Here is a 15,875-nt window from a genome sequence, read left to right as displayed (position 1 = left end):
GACGGGGACAGCCCCATAAGCGGCCGCGACGGCGAAGCGGCGGTAAAGGCAAAAGGACGAGGACTATGACGATCAATCTGAAAAAGCCGGACATCACCGAGCTCAAGCCACGCATCACCGTCTTCGGTGTCGGCGGCGGCGGCGGCAATGCGGTCAACAACATGATCACGGCGGGCCTGCGTGGCGTTGAGTTCGTCGTGGCCAACACCGATGCGCAGGCGCTGACCATGTCGAAGTCGGAGCGCCTGATCCAGCTCGGCGCGCACGTAACCGAAGGCCTCGGCGCCGGCTCGCAGCCGGAGGTCGGCCGCGCGGCGGCGGAGGAGTGCATCGACGAGATCACGGACTATCTGTCCAACACCCACATGTGCTTCGTCACCGCCGGCATGGGCGGCGGCACCGGTACAGGCGCGGCACCGGTTGTTGCACGCGCTGCCCGCGAAAAGGGCATTCTGACGGTCGGCGTGGTCACCAAACCATTCCACTTCGAGGGCCAACGCCGCATGAAGACGGCGGATCTGGGTATCGAAGAGCTGCAGAAATGCGTCGATACGCTGATCGTCATCCCGAACCAGAACCTGTTCCGGCTCGCCAACGACAAGACCACCTTCGCCGACGCCTTCGCGATGGCCGACCAGGTGCTGTATTCGGGCGTTGCCTGCATCACCGACCTGATGGTCAAGGAAGGCCTGATCAACCTCGACTTCGCCGACGTCCGTTCGGTGATGCGCGAGATGGGCAAGGCGATGATGGGCACCGGCGAGGCCAGCGGCGAAGGTCGCGCGATGGCGGCAGCCGAAGCGGCGATCGCCAACCCGCTGCTCGATGAGACCTCCATGAAGGGTGCCAAGGGCCTGTTGATCTCGATCACCGGCGGCCGTGACCTCACCCTGTTCGAAGTAGACGAAGCCGCCACCCGCATCCGCGAAGAAGTCGACCAGGACGCCAACATCATTCTGGGCGCGACCTTCGACGAAGATCTCGAAGGCGTCATTCGCGTCTCGGTCGTTGCGACCGGTATCGACAAGTCGGCTGAGCAGATCGCCGCTGCTCCGATTTCGATCCGCGCCGCGCAGCCGAAGATGCCGGCGCGCCCGGCGGCCATTCCGGCCGCCGAGGTGCGCAACGCTCCTGTGCCGCAGCAGGCGGCCCATCAGGAACAGCGTGTCGCTGACCCGGTAGCGGAAGCCATCCAGCAGGCGGAAGCCAATGCCGCGGCATTCGCACAGCAGCCGCGCGTTGCCCAAGCTGCCCCGCAGGATGATTTCCGTCCGCAGAGCAAGTTGTTCCAGGCTCCTCCGGCCCAGCCGCAACCGCATCCGGTGATGCAGCAGGTCGCACCGCAGCCGGCTCCGCAGCCGGTGCGTGAAATGGCTCCGCAGCAGCCGATCGCAGCGCAGCCCCGCATGCCGCGCGTGGAAGACTTCCCGCCGGTGGTACGGGCCGAGGTCGAGGCCAAGCAGCATCCGGTCGACCACGAAGACCGCGGCCCGATGGGCCTGCTGAAGCGCCTCACCAACGGCTTGACCCGTCGCGAGGAAGAGCCTGCCCGCCTGCAGCCGGCACAGCCGCGCGAGCCGAAGCTGCGCCAGGCAGCTCCGGAAGTGCGTCGCCTCGCGCCGCAGGACGCCCAGCTCTACGCTCCGCGCCGTGGTCAGGCCGACGAACATGGCCGCTTCGCTCCGCAGCAGCGCGCGACTCATGAGGACGATCAGCTGGAGATTCCGGCCTTCCTGCGCCGGCAGGCCAACTGATCTTCTGACGGATTGTAACAGTTGTTAACAGGCAGGCGGGCGACCGCCTGCCTGTTCGCTTTAAAAGTCGTGGAAAAACAAACGCTTGTGCCTTGCTTTTATACTCCCTTGGCCGTTACATCGGGTAAGAAAGCGTGATTTGGAGTATGCCTGAGGGGCCACTATCTTCCGCGGGCAATAACGGCAGTGGGTGTTTTGGGGATGTGCCCCGCTGGCTGAAGATCAAGGGCAGCGACCGAAAAGCCGATTGGCCGCGCCATCTGGGCACATGGGGATCAGCTTGCAGGACTACCAGACAACGCTGAAGTCACGCGCGACATTGACGGGTATTGGCGTTCACAGCGGCAACACCGTCACCATCCATTTCCTTCCTGCTGATGCCGACACCGGTATCGTATTTCACCTTATTGACGGCGAGCAGCCGACACGGGAGTTCCGGGCACTTGTTTCGGAAGTGGGTGCTACTGATCTGTGCACGATGCTCGGCGATCCGGCCGGCCAGCACATTGCCACCGTCGAACATCTGATGGCGGCCGTGCTCGGACTCGGCATCGACAACATGGTGATCGAGATCGACGGGCGTGAAGTGCCGATCCTCGATGGCAGCTCGATCGACTTCGTCGAGGCGATCGACCAGGCTGGTATCGAGGTTCTTTCGGTGAAGCGTCGCTTCATCCGCATCCTGAAGACAGTGCGTCTCGAGAGCGGTGCCTCCTGGGCTGAGTTCCGCCCATATTCGGGTACCCGATTCGAGGTCGAGATCGATTTCGAGAGCCCGGCGATCGGGCGGCAGAGCTTCGCCACCGACCTTACCGCCGACGCTTTCCGCAATGAGATCGCGCGCGCGCGCACCTTTGGTTTCATGAAGGACGTGGAGCGGCTTTGGGCTGCGGGCTATGCTCTTGGATCCTCACTCGACAACTCGCTGGTGATTGGCGACGACCATCGCGTCATCAATGTCGGCGGCTTGCGATATCCCAACGAGTTCGCGCGTCACAAGACGCTGGACGCGATGGGGGATCTGGCGCTGGCCGGTGCTCGGTTCATCGGCTGCTTCCGCTCCTACCGCGGCGGTCATCGGCTGAATGCGGCAGCGCTTCGCCGCCTGCTGTCGGACCGTACCGCCTTCGAGGTGGTTGAAACGACTCGCCGCGGCCGCGCTGGCGAGATGAGCGCGATCAGCGCGCCGGTATACGCGCCCTGGACGATTTGAATTTCGCCGGCTTGTTGTCCGCAAGTGCGCCTGTTGCACAGGCGCGCCACCTGCGGTTTGAAATCTTGATCCGCAATTCATGGCGGAAATCCAGTGAAAATAGAAAAATAGAGCGTTTCCGCGTTTCTGTGAGAGACGGAAACGCTCTAGTGCCACAAAATTGCACGATTGCAGGGTGATAGCGTTGCCGCGCGCGCTGTTTTTGGTTTATGGCTGCTCGCCGACGTGGGCAATGGCGCCGAGAGGGCGAATTTCGATCATGTTTTTCAGACAGGCCGACCAGTTGAAGGCGCCGTTTACGGCGACTTTTCTCGCACTTTCTGTGCTCGCCGCTCCTCTGGCGCTTTCGGGCTGCATGTCCTCGGAAAAGGATATCGACCTGTCGACCTATGTCGATCAGACTGAGCCTGCCGATGTGCTCTACAATCAGGGTCTCGCCAATCTGAATTCGGGTCGCCTCGATGAAGCGGCCAAGAAATTCGCCGCCGTCGACCGCCAGCACCCTTATTCCGAATGGGCGCGCAAATCGATGGTGATGGGCGCTTTCACCAACTACCGCCAGGGCAAGTATGACGAAGCGATCAGCGCAGCCAAGCGCTATCTGACGCTCTACCCATCCACCGACGAGGCCGCCTATGCGCAGTACATCGTCGGTCTGAGCTATTTCAAGCAGATCGAGGACGTCACCCGCGACCAGAAGGAAGCCAAGCTGACGATCCAGACCATGCAGGAACTGGTGACGCGCTGGCCGGACTCCGAATATGTCGAAGATGCCAAGGCCAAGATCCGCTACGCCAACGACCAATTGGCGGGCAAGGAAATGCAGGTTGGCCGCTATTATCTCGAGCGCAAGGAATATCTGGCGTCGATCAAGCGCTTCCGCAACGTGGTCGAGAATTATTCCAACACCCGCCACATCGAGGAAGCCCTCGCGCGCTTGACCGAGGCTTATTATGCGCTTGGTCTTGTCGACGAAGCCCAGACTGCGGCTGCCGTTCTCGGCCAAAACTACCCCGACAGCCAGTGGTACAAGGATTCCTACAAGCTTTTGCAGAGCGGTGGCTTGCAGCCGCGCGAGAATGCCGGCTCGTGGATTTCAAAGGCTGGCAAGCTGATAACCGGCGGCGCCTGAGGGAGCAATTCCAGGAAAAGTGTATGGCGGTTTTCCGTCCGGAATTGCGCAATACAAGCAAAGAGCCAGAGCGTTTCCGCGTTTCCGTAAAGCGGTCTGGCGTTCATACCGCGCGCCTCATGGGGCGCGCGCAGCCGTCCATGATGCTATAGAGCGCCGATGCTCTCCAGGCTATCGATTCGCGATATCGTCCTGATCGAACGGCTCGACATTGATTTCGCGCCGGGCCTTTCCGTTTTGACCGGCGAAACCGGCGCAGGCAAATCCATCCTGCTCGACGCGTTGTCGCTGGCGCTTGGCGCGCGCGGCGATGCCTCGCTGGTGCGGCATGGCGCAACGCAAGGCCAGGTAACGGCGGTGTTCGACGTGCCGCGCAATCATCCGGCGCGCGAAATCCTTGCCGAGAACGCCATAGAAGATGACGGCGACATCATCCTGCGCCGCCTGCAGACCGCGGACGGGCGCACGCGCGTGTTCGTCAATGACCAACCATCGTCGGTCACCTTGATGCGCGATATCGGCCGCGCGCTGGTGGAAATTCATGGCCAGCACGATGACCGTGCCCTGGTCGATCCCGGCGCACACCGCGACTTGCTCGACGCCTTTGGCGGTCACCTCGGCGTCGTACACAGCACCGGCGAAGCGTGGCGCTACTGGCGGCAGGCCGAGCAGGATCTGTCGCGGCACCGCGCCAAGGTGGAGGCCGCGGCGCGGGAAGCCGATTATCTGCGTGCTTCGGTGGTAGAGCTTGCCAAACTCGATCCGCAACCTGGCGAAGAAACGGAATTGGCCGAGCTGCGCTCGGTCATGATGCGGGCCGAGAAGATCGCAGCCGAGATCCATGATGCGCAGGACGTGTTGTCCGGACCGGCGTCGCCGCTGCCGCAGCTCGCAAGCCTGCTCAGGCGTCTGCAGCGCAAGGCCGGGGAAGCGCCGGGCCTGCTCGACGATGTGGTGAAGTCACTCGACGAAGCAATGATCTCGCTCGATGCCGCGCAGTCGAGCGTTGAGGCTGCATTGCGTGCAACCGAATATGATCCGCAGCGGCTGGAAAAGGCCGAGGAGCGGCTGTTTGCGCTGCGCGCAGCGGCGCGCAAGCACAATGTGGCCGTCGACAATCTGGCACAACTGCGCGACACGATGTCTGCCGACCTTGCTGACCTGGACGCCGGCGAGGAGAAGCTGGGCGCGCTGGAAAAGCAGGCGGCGGTGGCGCGGGAGGCTTACGACCTGTCCGCTGCCGAACTGTCAGGACTGCGTCATGCCGTGGCTACCGGACTTGCCAAGGCGGTGATGGCGGAACTTCCGGCGCTGAAGCTGGAGCGGGCCGAGTTCATTGTCGAGATCTCCAGCGAACCGGCCAACCGGCTGGAAGAGGGCATCGACCAGATCGAATTCTGGGTGCGCACCAACCCTGGCACACGGCCGGGGCCGATGATGAAGGTTGCTTCGGGCGGCGAACTCTCGCGCTTCCTGCTCGCGCTCAAGGTGGCCCTGGCGGATCGTGGCTCGGCGCCAACGCTGGTTTTCGACGAGATCGACACCGGCGTGGGCGGTGCGGTGGCCGATGCCATCGGCCAGAGACTGGCGCGGCTTTCCGCGCGCGTGCAGGTACTGTCCGTCACCCATGCGCCGCAGGTGGCGGCGCGTGCGGCAACGCATTTCCTGATTTCGAAATCCGGTACGGATCGTGTTGCCACCCGCATTGCCGAGATGGACCGTGGGTCGCGCCAGGAAGAGATCGCCCGCATGCTGGCAGGCGCCAGCATCACCGACGAGGCGAGAGCGGCGGCCGAGCGGTTGCTGCGCGAGAACACGGTCGCGTCGTGAATTGTCGGGAGTGACCGCCGGCAACGGCGGAAGCGGTTTACTTTTCGAGCGAATTTGCCGATGACTTCAGAGCAATTCCAGCAAAAATGCGAGCGGTTTTGCGTCCGGAATTGCGTAGAAACACAAAGTTGGAGTGTTTCCGCGTTTCCGTGAATAACGGAAACGCTCCAAGTCCCGCAGTTGGGGAAGTGTCACGCCATGTCTGAACAGAACAAGCCCATCGACGCCCTGAGCGCCGAAGAAGCGGCGGCGGAACTCGAGCGCCTTGCCGCGGAGATCAAGGAACACGATCGCCGCTATCACGGCGAAGATGCACCAACTATCACGGACGCCGAGTACGATGCCTTGCGGCGGCGCAATGCCGCGATCGAAGAGGCGTTTCCGGATTTGGTGAGGCTGGACAGCCCGACCGGCTCGGTCGGTGCAGCGCCGGCGGAAGGTTTCGCCAAGGTTCGCCACGCAGTGCCGATGCTCAGCCTTGCCAAGGCCTATACCGATCAGGATGTCGTCGACTTCCTGGAACGGGCCAAGCGTTTCTTCGAGCGTGACAAGGATTTCGATATCGCGTTCACGGCAGAACCGAAGATCGATGGGCTTTCGGCATCGCTTCGTTATGAGAACGGCGTCTTCGTGCAAGGCGCAACGCGTGGCGATGGCACGGTCGGCGAAGACATCACCGCCAATCTGAAGACCATCGCCGACATTCCGCACCGGCTGAAGGGTTCCGGCTGGCCGGAGGTCATCGAAATCCGTGGCGAGGTCTATATGACCTATGCCGAGTTCCAGGCGCTGAAGGAGCGCTCGGCCGCGGCGGGCGGCCAGGATTATGTCAATCCGCGCAACACCGCGGCCGGCTCACTGCGCCAGAAGGATGCTTCCGTTACCGCCAGCCGCAACCTCAAGTTCTTTGCCTATGCATGGGGGTACACCTCCGAGGATCCGGCGTCGACGCAATATGAAGCGGTGCGGAAATTCGCCGACTGGGGTTTCAGGATCAGCCCGCTGATGGTGCGCGCCAAATCCGTCGATGAGCTGATTGCACAGTACAGGCTGATCGAGGCGCAGCGCTCTTCGCTCGGCTACGATATCGACGGCGTCGTCTACAAAGTCGACCAGCTCGAGCTGCAGCGCCGCTGGGGCTTCGTCACCGGCGAACCGCGCTGGGCTATCGCGCACAAGTTCCCGGCCGAGCAGGCGACGACAATCGTTCGCAAGATCGACATCCAGGTCGGTCGCACGGGAACGCTCGCGCCCGTTGCCCGGCTGGATCCGGTAACGGTCGGCGGCGTTACCGTCGTCAACGTCACGCTGCACAACGAGGACTACATCAAGGGCTTCGACAGCAATGGTGAGCCGATCCGCGAGGGTAACGATATCCGCATCGGCGATACGGTGGTGATCCAGCGGGCAGGGGATGTCATCCCGCAGATCGTCAGCGTGGCGGTCGACAAACGCCCCGCCGATGCCGTGCCTTACGAATTCCCGCACACATGCCCGGTCTGCGGCTCCGCCGCGACGCGCGAGGTGAACGAAAAGACCGGCAAGGAGGATTCGCGCCGGCGCTGCACAGGCGAACTTATCTGCCCTGCGCAAGCCGTCGAGAGGCTGCGTCATTTCGTGTCGCGCGGCGCGATGGATATTGAAGGCCTGGGTGCCGAAAACATCGACCTGTTCTTCAATGCCGGCCTTCTGGAAACCGCCGCGGACATTTTCAGGCTGAAGGACCGACGCGCCGAAGTGCAGCAGGCATTGTTCGAGAGACGCGAGGCGCAGGCGCAGGCGCGCGAAGCGGCCAAGGGCGCGACCCGCAAGAAGGTGCTGACGGCTGAAGAGCGTACCTATGAAGGGCTGGAGAAGCTTTTCGACGCCATCGATGCGCGCCGGGAACCCGAGCTGGATCGCTTCATCTTCGCGCTCGGCATTCGTCACATCGGCGAAACGACGGCGGCGGCACTCTCCAAGACATTCTCGACGGCGGAAGAGTTCATCCGTGTCGGCAAGGAGGCGTCCAAGGCGGAGGATCCGAAGACCGTCTTCCCATCCATCAACGGTATTGGCGATACGGTGATCGGCGCGCTGTGCGACTTCTTCGGCAACGAGCGCAATGACGACGTTCTTGACGCGTTGCTGCAGCAGGTCCACCCGAAACCCTATGTCGTCAACGTGTCGGCCGACAGCCAGGTTGCCGGAAAAACCGTGGTGTTCACGGGGTCTCTCGAGAAGATGTCGCGATCGGAGGCCAAAGCGATGGCCGAACGGCTTGGGGCAAAGGTCGCCGGATCCGTCTCGGCGAAAACCGACCTGGTGGTTGCCGGGCCGGGCGCCGGGTCGAAGCTCAAGCTGGCGACGGACCTGGGCATCGAGGTCATCGACGAGGATAGCTGGTTCGAAAGGGTCGGGCGCAGCGGGTGATGATCGAAACGTTCAGCGGCTTCGGCCAGAAGGCGATTCCATTCTTGAAAGCGCTGGATTTTCACCAGAGCAGGGAATGGTTTCACGAAAACCGTGCCTTGTTCGAAAGTGAGCTGCGCGACCCGCTCGGCAATCTGGTCGAAACGCTGTCGGAGCGCTTTGGCGCGGCTGGCCTCGGCCTGCGCGGCGACAGCAAGAAATCCCTGTTCCGCATCAACCGCGACGTGCGCTTTTCAAAGGATAAGCGTCCCTACACCACGCATGTGTCGGCGATCCTATCCCCCGACGGAACCAAGACGGAGCAGGGCGTTTTCTTCTTTCATCTGGGGCTCGACGGCTGCTTTTCCGCCGTTGCCTGGTGGCAGCCGGCTGCGCCGATGCTACAGGCGATGCGGCGGGCGATCGAGACGAGGCCTGGCGAGTTCCGCAAGCTGGTCGCCGTGTTGAAAAAGGGCAGGCTGGAGCTTGGCACGCAAGGCACCATGAAACGCATGCCGCGTGGCTTCGAAAACGTCGCTGACGCCGACCTCGCCGCAGCGATCCGCAACCGTCATTTCGTCGTGCGGCAGGACGTCGATCCGGCTTCCATTCATACGCCTGACCTGGCCGATACACTGGTCGATTTCGCGACACGCGCCCGGCCGCTGCTCGACTGGGGCAGGGCGATACAGGGCACGCTGGTGCCGGCCTCGCCGGATTAGCACTGCCAAAGCATCATTTTCGCTGATCTTTTGGCTCAAGCGAATTGGTGTGACATCCGGCAGCTGGCTACCTACATCTCTGCCTCCAGCGCGATGCGTGGATTCCGGAAGGTTGGAGCGTCCTTTGCGCGTTCGAACGAATGCGCAGCGCCCTGGAGCAATGCCAGGGAAAGTTCGTAACGGTTTTCCGTCCGGAACTGCTTAAAAACAAAGAGTTAGGGCGTTTCCGCATTTCCGCGAAAAAGGGAAACGCTCCAGGGAGTAGCCGATGTCATCGGAAGCAATCGCCGAGAGGTCGAGGGCAAGCGAATTCTGGGATGGCGTACGCCTCAGCACGCCGGTCGTCGTGGCCTCCGCGCCATTCGCGATGCTGTTTGGTGCACTTGCCGTCGACAACGGGTTTTCGGTTTTCGAGGCGACCTTGATGAGCGCTGCCGTCTATGGCGGTGCCAGCCAGATGGTCGGTATCGAACTGTTCGGCCAGCATGTGGCGCCCTGGCTGATCGTGCTGTCCATCTTCGCCGTGAACTTCCGCCACGTGCTCTATTCGGCGGGCATAGGCCGGCGCATCGCGCACTGGCCGGTCGCACAGCAGGTCATCGGCTATTTCATTCTCACCGATCCGCAATATGCCATTTCCGAGCGCAGGGCGGAATCCGGCAAGGCGGTCAGTTTCATCTGGTACTTGGGACTAGGCCTACCAGTCTATGTGTTCTGGGTGGTGGAAACGGCGCTTGGGGCCTATTTCGGCAAGCTGATCAGCAATACCCATTCACTGGGTATCGATTTCCTGCTGCCGATCTATTTCTTCGGCCTGGTCATGGGGTTTCGCAAGCGGCCGCTGTGGCTTCCGGTCGTGGCGGTGAGCGCCGTTGCGTCAATCATTGCCTATAAGACGGTCGGTTCGCCCTGGCACGTGTCCATCGGTGCGGTCGCCGGGGTGCTGCTCGCCGTCATCCTGCCGCCGCATCATAGCGGTGTCGGTGTCAAACCTGGCGCGGAAGCGGAGGAACAGCCGTGAGCACGACATTCTGGATCATTCTCGCGGCCGCGATCGCCACCTATCTCACCCGCGTCGGTGGCCATCTCGTCATCTCGCGTTTCGAGCGTGTGCATCCGCGCGTCGAGGCCGGATTGAACGCCGTTCCGGCGGCAGTACTGACGACGCTGGTCGCCCCCGCGGTTCTCGGCGCAGGCCCGGCCGAGTGGGCCGCGCTGATCGTGGCAGGCGCCGTGTCGCTGCGTGGCGGACTGCTGTCGATGTTCCTGGCCGGTGCTGCCGTGCTGATCCTGGCGCGGCAGTTCATGGCATAACAGGCGGAAACGCTCCGTCCGGAATTGCTTAAAACAAAGGGTTAGAGCGTTTCCGTGAAAAACGGACACGCTCTAGAGTGGCGCCGCGACCTTCTCCAGCCAGGCCAGCGTTTCGCCGTCGACCATCGGGCCGATTTCGGCGAGCACGCGGGCATGGTAGGCATCGAGCCATTCGAGTTCGGCCTTGGTTAACAGATCGGTGCGGATCAAGCGCCGATCGATCGGGGCAAGTGTGAGCGTCTCGAAACCATGCATGGCGATGTCACCGCCTTCGATTTCCTGCGCCGGCGTGACAATGATCAGGTTCTCTATGCGGATGCCGTAATGGCCTTCCTTGTAGTAGCCGGGTTCATTCGACAGCATCATGCCGGCCAGCAGTTTTTCCGTGCCGGTGCGCGCGATGCGCTGCGGCCCTTCATGCACGGCGAGGTAGGAGCCGACGCCATGACCGGTGCCGTGCGCGAAGTCGCAACCGTGACGCCATAGGGCCATACGCGCGACCGCATCGATTTCCGAACCGCGCGTGCCCGCCGGGAAACGCAGCATCGAGATGCCGATCATGCCCTTCAGCACCAGGGTGAAACGTTCGCGCATTTCTTCCGTCGGCTTGCCGATCGGGACAGTGCGGGTGATGTCGGTGGTGCCGTCCTGATATTGCGCGCCGGAATCGAGCAGGAACAGTTCGCCCTTGGCGAGTTCGCGGTTGGTCTCAGTCGAGACGCGGTAATGCATGATGGCGCCGTTGGGGCCGGCGCCCGAAATAGTGGCGAAAGAAACGTCGCGCAGCGGCATCTGGGTTTCTTCGCCTGTCTGGCGACGAACCTGCTCGAGTTGCTTGACGACAGTGATTTCGTCGAGCGTTCCCGGCTTCTGGCGATCAAGCCAACACAACAGCTTGGCCACGGCAGCGCCATCGCGGCGATGCGCTGCCCGGCTGCCGGCGATCTCCGCCTGGTTCTTGACGGCGCGCGGGATGCGAGCGGGATCCGCCGCGGCAATGACGGTGCCGCCATTGTCCTCCACTAGCGTGCGCAGCTTGTCGGCTGCCAGCACCGGATCGAGCGCAATCCTGGCGCCGTTCTTCGCGAGGGTCACGATCGCACCTTCGAACTCCGCCGGCTCGTGCGGATCGCAGAGCTGGGTAAGATAGGCGGCAACCGTTCGGGAGAATTTGCGGCTGTCCATGAACAGCTGATGTTTGCCATCGGCGGCCAGGATGGCGAAGCCAAGCGCCAATGGCGTGTGCGGCACGTCGCCGCCGCGAATGTTGAACGCCCAGGCAATCGACGATGGGTCGGTCAGCACGGCGTGGGTCGCGCCTTCCTTCTCGATCGCGGCAGCAAGCCGCGCCAGCTTGTCCCTGGCGAGCTCGCCGGCGAAAGCCTGCGGGTGCAGTTCCACCGGTGCAACCGGCGCATCAGGCTGATCGTCCCAGATAATGTCGATCGGGTTTTCGGCCACCGGTACCAGTTCCGCACCGGACTTTACCGCTGCAGCCTTCAGCGCCTTCACCTCGCCTACGGTGTGCAGCCAAGGGTCGAAGCCAAGGCGAGCACCCTTGCCGAGATTCTCAGGAACCCAGGCGGCCGGCGGATTGTCGATCAGGCTTTCGATGGCGAAAATGTCCAGATCGACTTCGGCGCGCACCTGCAGCGTGTAGCGGCCGTCGACAAAGATGAAGGCGCGGTCGCGCAGCACGATGGCGACGCCGGCCGAACCGCTGAAACCGGTCAGCCAGCGCAGCCGCGCCGCGCGGTCCGGCACGTATTCGCCCTGGTGTTCGTCCGCGCGTGGTACCACGAAACCGTCGAGGCCATTTTCGTTCAGCCAGCCACGAAGCCGGGCAACGTGCGGTTTGCCCACGGTGGGATCGCCAGCGGGGTCGAAAGTCTGGAACATCGATGCAAGCCTGTCATTGTTCGATTGCGTGGTCGGACCGTAGCCGCGCGGTCGGCGCCTGACAATTGGAGTCCTTGGCAATGTCCCCTGGCGACGTCCTTTGGCGGGGCCTGTGGTTCACAGCTGAATGTGACTGCGTTGAATCAGGATCCCACCCTATGTCTTTGACAGGGTACGTTTTTTCGAGGGCAGGCTCGCGCTTCTTACTCCCTGGCCTTTGGTTCGGGATCCTGCTCCAGATCAGCGCTTCATGTGGATGGTCACCCAGCCCTCGCGATGGGTGGTGCGTACATGGCGGAACTGCTGGCCTGCATAGGCCGCCACAACGGCATCGCGCTGGCGATCCAGGATACCGGAAAGCACGATGGATCCACCCGGCGTCAGATATTGCGCCATTTCGGGCGCGAGTTTCATCAGCGGCCTGGCGAGGATGTTGGCGACGATCAGATCAAAAGGCGCGCGTGCGGAGAAAATCGGATGATGGAAGCCGGGTGCGGTGACTGTCTCGACGAGGCCGGCGACGTGGTTCAGCCGCGCATTGGCCGCCGCGACGTCGACAGCGATGGGGTCGATGTCGGTGGCGAGCACCGGGATGTGTGCGAGGCGGGCGAGTGCTATGGCCAACACCGCGCTGCCGGTGCCGAGATCGAGCGCATTGCGCGGCTTCTCACGGATGGTGACGCGCTCCAGCATGGCCAGACAGCCGGCGGTGGTGCCATGGTGACCGGTGCCGAAAGCCAACCCGGCTTCGATTTCAATGGCGATATCGCCGGCATGGCGTTTCTGGCGATCATGGGCGCCGTGCACCAGGAAGCGACCGGCGCGCACCGGTTTGAGGCCTTCGAGCGAACGCGCCACCCAGTCCACGTCGGGCAATTCTTCGCGCTCGACCGTTCGGGCCAGCCCCAAGGCGGTCAGTTCGGCCTTCAGCCGCGCCTCGACCGGCTCGATATCGCCATCGGCATAAAGCGATACCTCATGCAGGTCGCGCTCCTCATCGAGTTCGAGCACGGCAAGTGGCAGGCCTTCGTCCTCGAAAACGGTTTCGAGGACGCCGAAAATGCGATCGGCCTCGGCTTTGGAAGCGATCAGATAGAGGCGGGTCTGGCCCATGGGCACCTGTCTTGCGGCGGATGCCGCTTTAGAAGCTGATCAGCCGTCTTTGGCCAGTCGCTTCAATTTGGCAAGTGCGGTGTCGGGATTTTCCTCATAGGCGATGGTGCCGAAGAAGTCGCCCTTGCGGTTGAGCATCAGCACGGACGCGGTGTGGTCCATATTGTATTCACCGTCGCCGGTGTCGACCCGCTTGAAATAGATGCCGAAGGATTTCGCCATGGCGCGAACCTTGTCTGGTTCGCCGGTGATGCCGACGATGCGATCGGAAAAATTGCTGACATAGCTCTTCATGACATCGGGTGTGTCACGCTCGGGGTCGATCGATACGAAGTAGGCCTTGATGTCCTTGCCTTCGTCGCCCATCGTCTTCAGCCAGCCGGCCAGCTCGAACAGCGTGGTCGGGCAAACTTCGGGGCAATGAGTGAAACCGAAGAATACAACCGTGGGCTGACCGCGGAAGGCAGCCTCGGTGACGGGTTGGCCGCTCTGGTCGGTGAGAGCGAAGGGCGCGCCGAACGGCTGGCCACCATAGTGGCCGCGATACCAGTCGAAGGTCAGCCAGCCAATGCCGGCCGCCATGAGTACGAGAATGCCGACGAGGATTGAGCGCATCATGAGAAAGGTCCAGGATATTACGCCGTACGGTATCGCTGCCTTCGCGACATGCCGGAGGCAAAACCATGTTCGGGCGGGACCTTATCGTCTTGCCGGAACGAGCGCAAAGTGCGTCATTGCCGCAACCCCTTTGCACGAAGGCTTGCAAGACGGCTTTTCCGGCCCCAACTGAACCCGGACAATCGGCCAGCCCAAGGAGGGTTTCTTGTTCTCTAAAACCACACGAAAACTGATCGGCGGGGCGCTCGTTGCCTGTCTTGTCGGTGTGACCGGGGTGGCCCTGGCACAACAGGTCGGCAAAGTCGGCGTCGACTGGCTCGGCAATGATATCGTCGTCGAGGCGATCAAGGACCCCAAGGTGGAAGGGGTTACCTGCCACGTCTCCTATTTCGATCGCGGTGTCATCGACCGGCTGCAGAAGGGCAACTGGTTCGAAGATCCGTCGGACTCGGCGATCTCGTGCCAGCAGACGGGCCCGATCAGCATCGGCGACATCGACTTCGGCAAGGGCGGCGAAGAAGTGTTCAAGCAAGGCATCAGCCTGATCTGGAAGAAACAGGTGGTGAACCGCATCTACGACAAGGCCAACGACACGCTGGTCTATCTTTCACATTCGCGCCAGGTGCAGGACGGATCGGCCAAGATGGCGATCTCGACGGTGCCGCTTTACGGCCAGAACGTCATCTGGAAGAACGGCAAGCCGCAATGAGGTGTGTCGAGATTCAAACGAGGCCGGCCTGCAAATCGCAGCTTTCTGCGCTTCCGGTGCTCACGTACTTGAACGTACGCTCCGCTCCGGTTCTCGAAAGCCACCATTTTCGGCTCGTCCTGGTTTGAATCTCGACACACCTCAGAGCGGAATGTGATGTTTCCGAAAACCGGTTCCCGCTTTTGTGGGGGGCACGCCCCTGGAACCGCTTGCAGGATGCACTTATGGCGCGGTAAAGCCGCGTCATGGACCGCACCGACGACCTTGTGCCGAAGGACCCGGAACCGCGCATTCACCCGACCGCGGAGCTGAAGTCGTGCCGGCTCGGCCGCTATGCCGCCATCGGCGAGCGGGTGGTGTTGCGCGAGGTTTCGGTCGGCGACTTTTCCTATTTCGAACGCCATGCGGAAGCGATCTACACGACCATCGGCAAATTCTGCTCCATTGCCGCCAACACGCGCATCAACGCGCTTGAGCATCCGATGGAGCGCCTGACCACGCACAAGGTCAGCTACCGGCCCAACGAGTACTTCCGCTGGCTGGGTGTCGACAGCGGCTTTCGCGAGCGCCGGCAAGCGAAGCCGGTCACCATCGGCAACGATGTCTGGATCGGCCATGGCGCCGTGATCCTGCCCGGTGTGACCATCGGCAATGGCGCGGTGATCGGTGCCAATGCGGTGGTGAGCAGGGATGTCGCGGCATACACGATTGTCGCGGGTGTTCCGGCCAGCCCATTGCGCCGGCGTTTTCCCGAGGGCATCGCCGCCCGCATCGAAGCGTTGTCCTGGTGGGACTGGCCCGCGGAGAAACTCGCCAGGGCGGTGCCTGACATGCAGGCGCTTGCGATCGAGGACTTTCTGGATCGCTGGGAAGCTCAGGCCTAATACCAGAGGCCCTGGATGTTGCTCATCCAGGGCGCCTCAATCAACGGCGCGACCCATCCGGGCCGCTTGGCTTCGCGCCAACGGGTGCGGCGCGCAGTCCCGCGCTCCATCGGTCAAATCAAGATGACCGTTGGTACAACGCGACCCGCGCTTGTTGGCGTGCTCTCAACTTTTAACCATGATGGCTTGCGTGAAGTCTTCTCGCAAGTTGATGGGCGGTTTCGTCTTAACCATTTATGGTAACCAATTTATTTAACGTAAAACATTAAAGTTAAAAAATGGAAAACACAGTGTAT

13 protein-coding genes are annotated in these 15,875 nt (G+C 62.2%); 10 read left to right on the top strand and 3 right to left on the bottom strand.

What is annotated here, in order from left to right:
- The first annotated feature begins 65 nt into the window (after positions 1–65).
- The 8 genes from ftsZ (at position 66) to AC3WTO_RS15470 (ending at position 10,356) form a co-directional block, all read left to right on the top strand.
- Positions 66–1,754 carry a cell division protein FtsZ gene (gene ftsZ / locus AC3WTO_RS15505; RefSeq protein WP_492461634.1) on the top strand — a complete coding sequence of 563 codons (1,689 nt, stop codon included), beginning with the start codon at positions 66–68 and terminating at the stop codon, positions 1,752–1,754.
- A gap of 268 nt (positions 1,755–2,022) precedes the next feature.
- Positions 2,023–2,967, top strand: a complete 945-nt coding sequence (gene lpxC, locus AC3WTO_RS15500; protein WP_492462111.1) for a UDP-3-O-acyl-N-acetylglucosamine deacetylase — start codon at positions 2,023–2,025, stop codon at positions 2,965–2,967.
- A gap of 259 nt (positions 2,968–3,226) precedes the next feature.
- On the top strand, positions 3,227–4,099 hold the full coding sequence (locus tag AC3WTO_RS15495) for an outer membrane protein assembly factor BamD (protein ID WP_492461633.1): 873 nt from the start codon (positions 3,227–3,229) through the stop codon (positions 4,097–4,099).
- 159 nt (positions 4,100–4,258) lie between these two features.
- Complete coding sequence (recN, locus tag AC3WTO_RS15490) at positions 4,259–5,929, top strand: DNA repair protein RecN (protein ID WP_492461632.1); 1,671 nt, start codon at positions 4,259–4,261, stop codon at positions 5,927–5,929.
- A 198-nt stretch (positions 5,930–6,127) separates the two neighbouring features.
- Positions 6,128–8,341: an NAD-dependent DNA ligase LigA gene (gene ligA / locus AC3WTO_RS15485; RefSeq protein WP_492461631.1), complete on the top strand. Its 2,214-nt coding sequence runs from the start codon at positions 6,128–6,130 to the stop codon at positions 8,339–8,341.
- A gap of 2 nt (positions 8,342–8,343) precedes the next feature.
- Positions 8,344–9,042 carry a DUF2461 domain-containing protein gene (locus tag AC3WTO_RS15480; RefSeq protein ID WP_492462110.1) on the top strand — a complete coding sequence of 233 codons (699 nt, stop codon included), beginning with the start codon at positions 8,344–8,346 and terminating at the stop codon, positions 9,040–9,042.
- A 268-nt stretch (positions 9,043–9,310) separates the two neighbouring features.
- The gene (locus tag AC3WTO_RS15475; protein WP_492461630.1) at positions 9,311–10,063 is read left to right on the top strand and encodes an AzlC family ABC transporter permease; all 753 of its coding nucleotides are present in this window, start codon (positions 9,311–9,313) and stop codon (positions 10,061–10,063) included.
- The gene (locus AC3WTO_RS15470) at positions 10,060–10,356 is read left to right on the top strand and encodes an AzlD family protein (RefSeq protein WP_492461629.1); all 297 of its coding nucleotides are present in this window, start codon (positions 10,060–10,062) and stop codon (positions 10,354–10,356) included. The genes AC3WTO_RS15475 and AC3WTO_RS15470 overlap by 4 nt, the downstream gene beginning before the upstream one ends.
- 72 nt (positions 10,357–10,428) lie before the next feature.
- Here the strand turns inward: AC3WTO_RS15470 and AC3WTO_RS15465 are convergent, their stop codons facing one another.
- From AC3WTO_RS15465 to AC3WTO_RS15455, 3 genes are all read right to left on the bottom strand, one after another.
- Entirely contained in the window at positions 10,429–12,255 is a 1,827-nt protein-coding gene (locus AC3WTO_RS15465) for an aminopeptidase P family protein (RefSeq protein WP_492461628.1), read from the bottom strand.
- A gap of 240 nt (positions 12,256–12,495) precedes the next feature.
- Positions 12,496–13,368: a 50S ribosomal protein L11 methyltransferase gene (locus tag AC3WTO_RS15460; protein ID WP_492461627.1), complete on the bottom strand. Its 873-nt coding sequence runs from the start codon at positions 13,366–13,368 to the stop codon at positions 12,496–12,498.
- A gap of 39 nt (positions 13,369–13,407) precedes the next feature.
- Positions 13,408–13,986: an SCO family protein gene (locus AC3WTO_RS15455; protein WP_492461626.1), complete on the bottom strand. Its 579-nt coding sequence runs from the start codon at positions 13,984–13,986 to the stop codon at positions 13,408–13,410.
- A gap of 205 nt (positions 13,987–14,191) precedes the next feature.
- On the opposite strand from AC3WTO_RS15455, the gene AC3WTO_RS15450 reads away from it, so the two are divergent.
- Positions 14,192–14,695, top strand: a complete 504-nt coding sequence (locus tag AC3WTO_RS15450; RefSeq protein ID WP_492461625.1) for a CreA family protein — start codon at positions 14,192–14,194, stop codon at positions 14,693–14,695.
- A 245-nt stretch (positions 14,696–14,940) separates the two neighbouring features.
- Positions 14,941–15,579: a DapH/DapD/GlmU-related protein gene (locus AC3WTO_RS15445; protein ID WP_492461624.1), complete on the top strand. Its 639-nt coding sequence runs from the start codon at positions 14,941–14,943 to the stop codon at positions 15,577–15,579.
- The last annotated feature ends 296 nt before the right edge of the window (positions 15,580–15,875 follow it).

The organism is Mesorhizobium sp. EU05-FHT14A09 (assembly GCF_058790995.1).
Note: the sequence above shows the minus strand (reverse complement) of the source record. Positions and strands in the feature narration are given on the sequence as shown.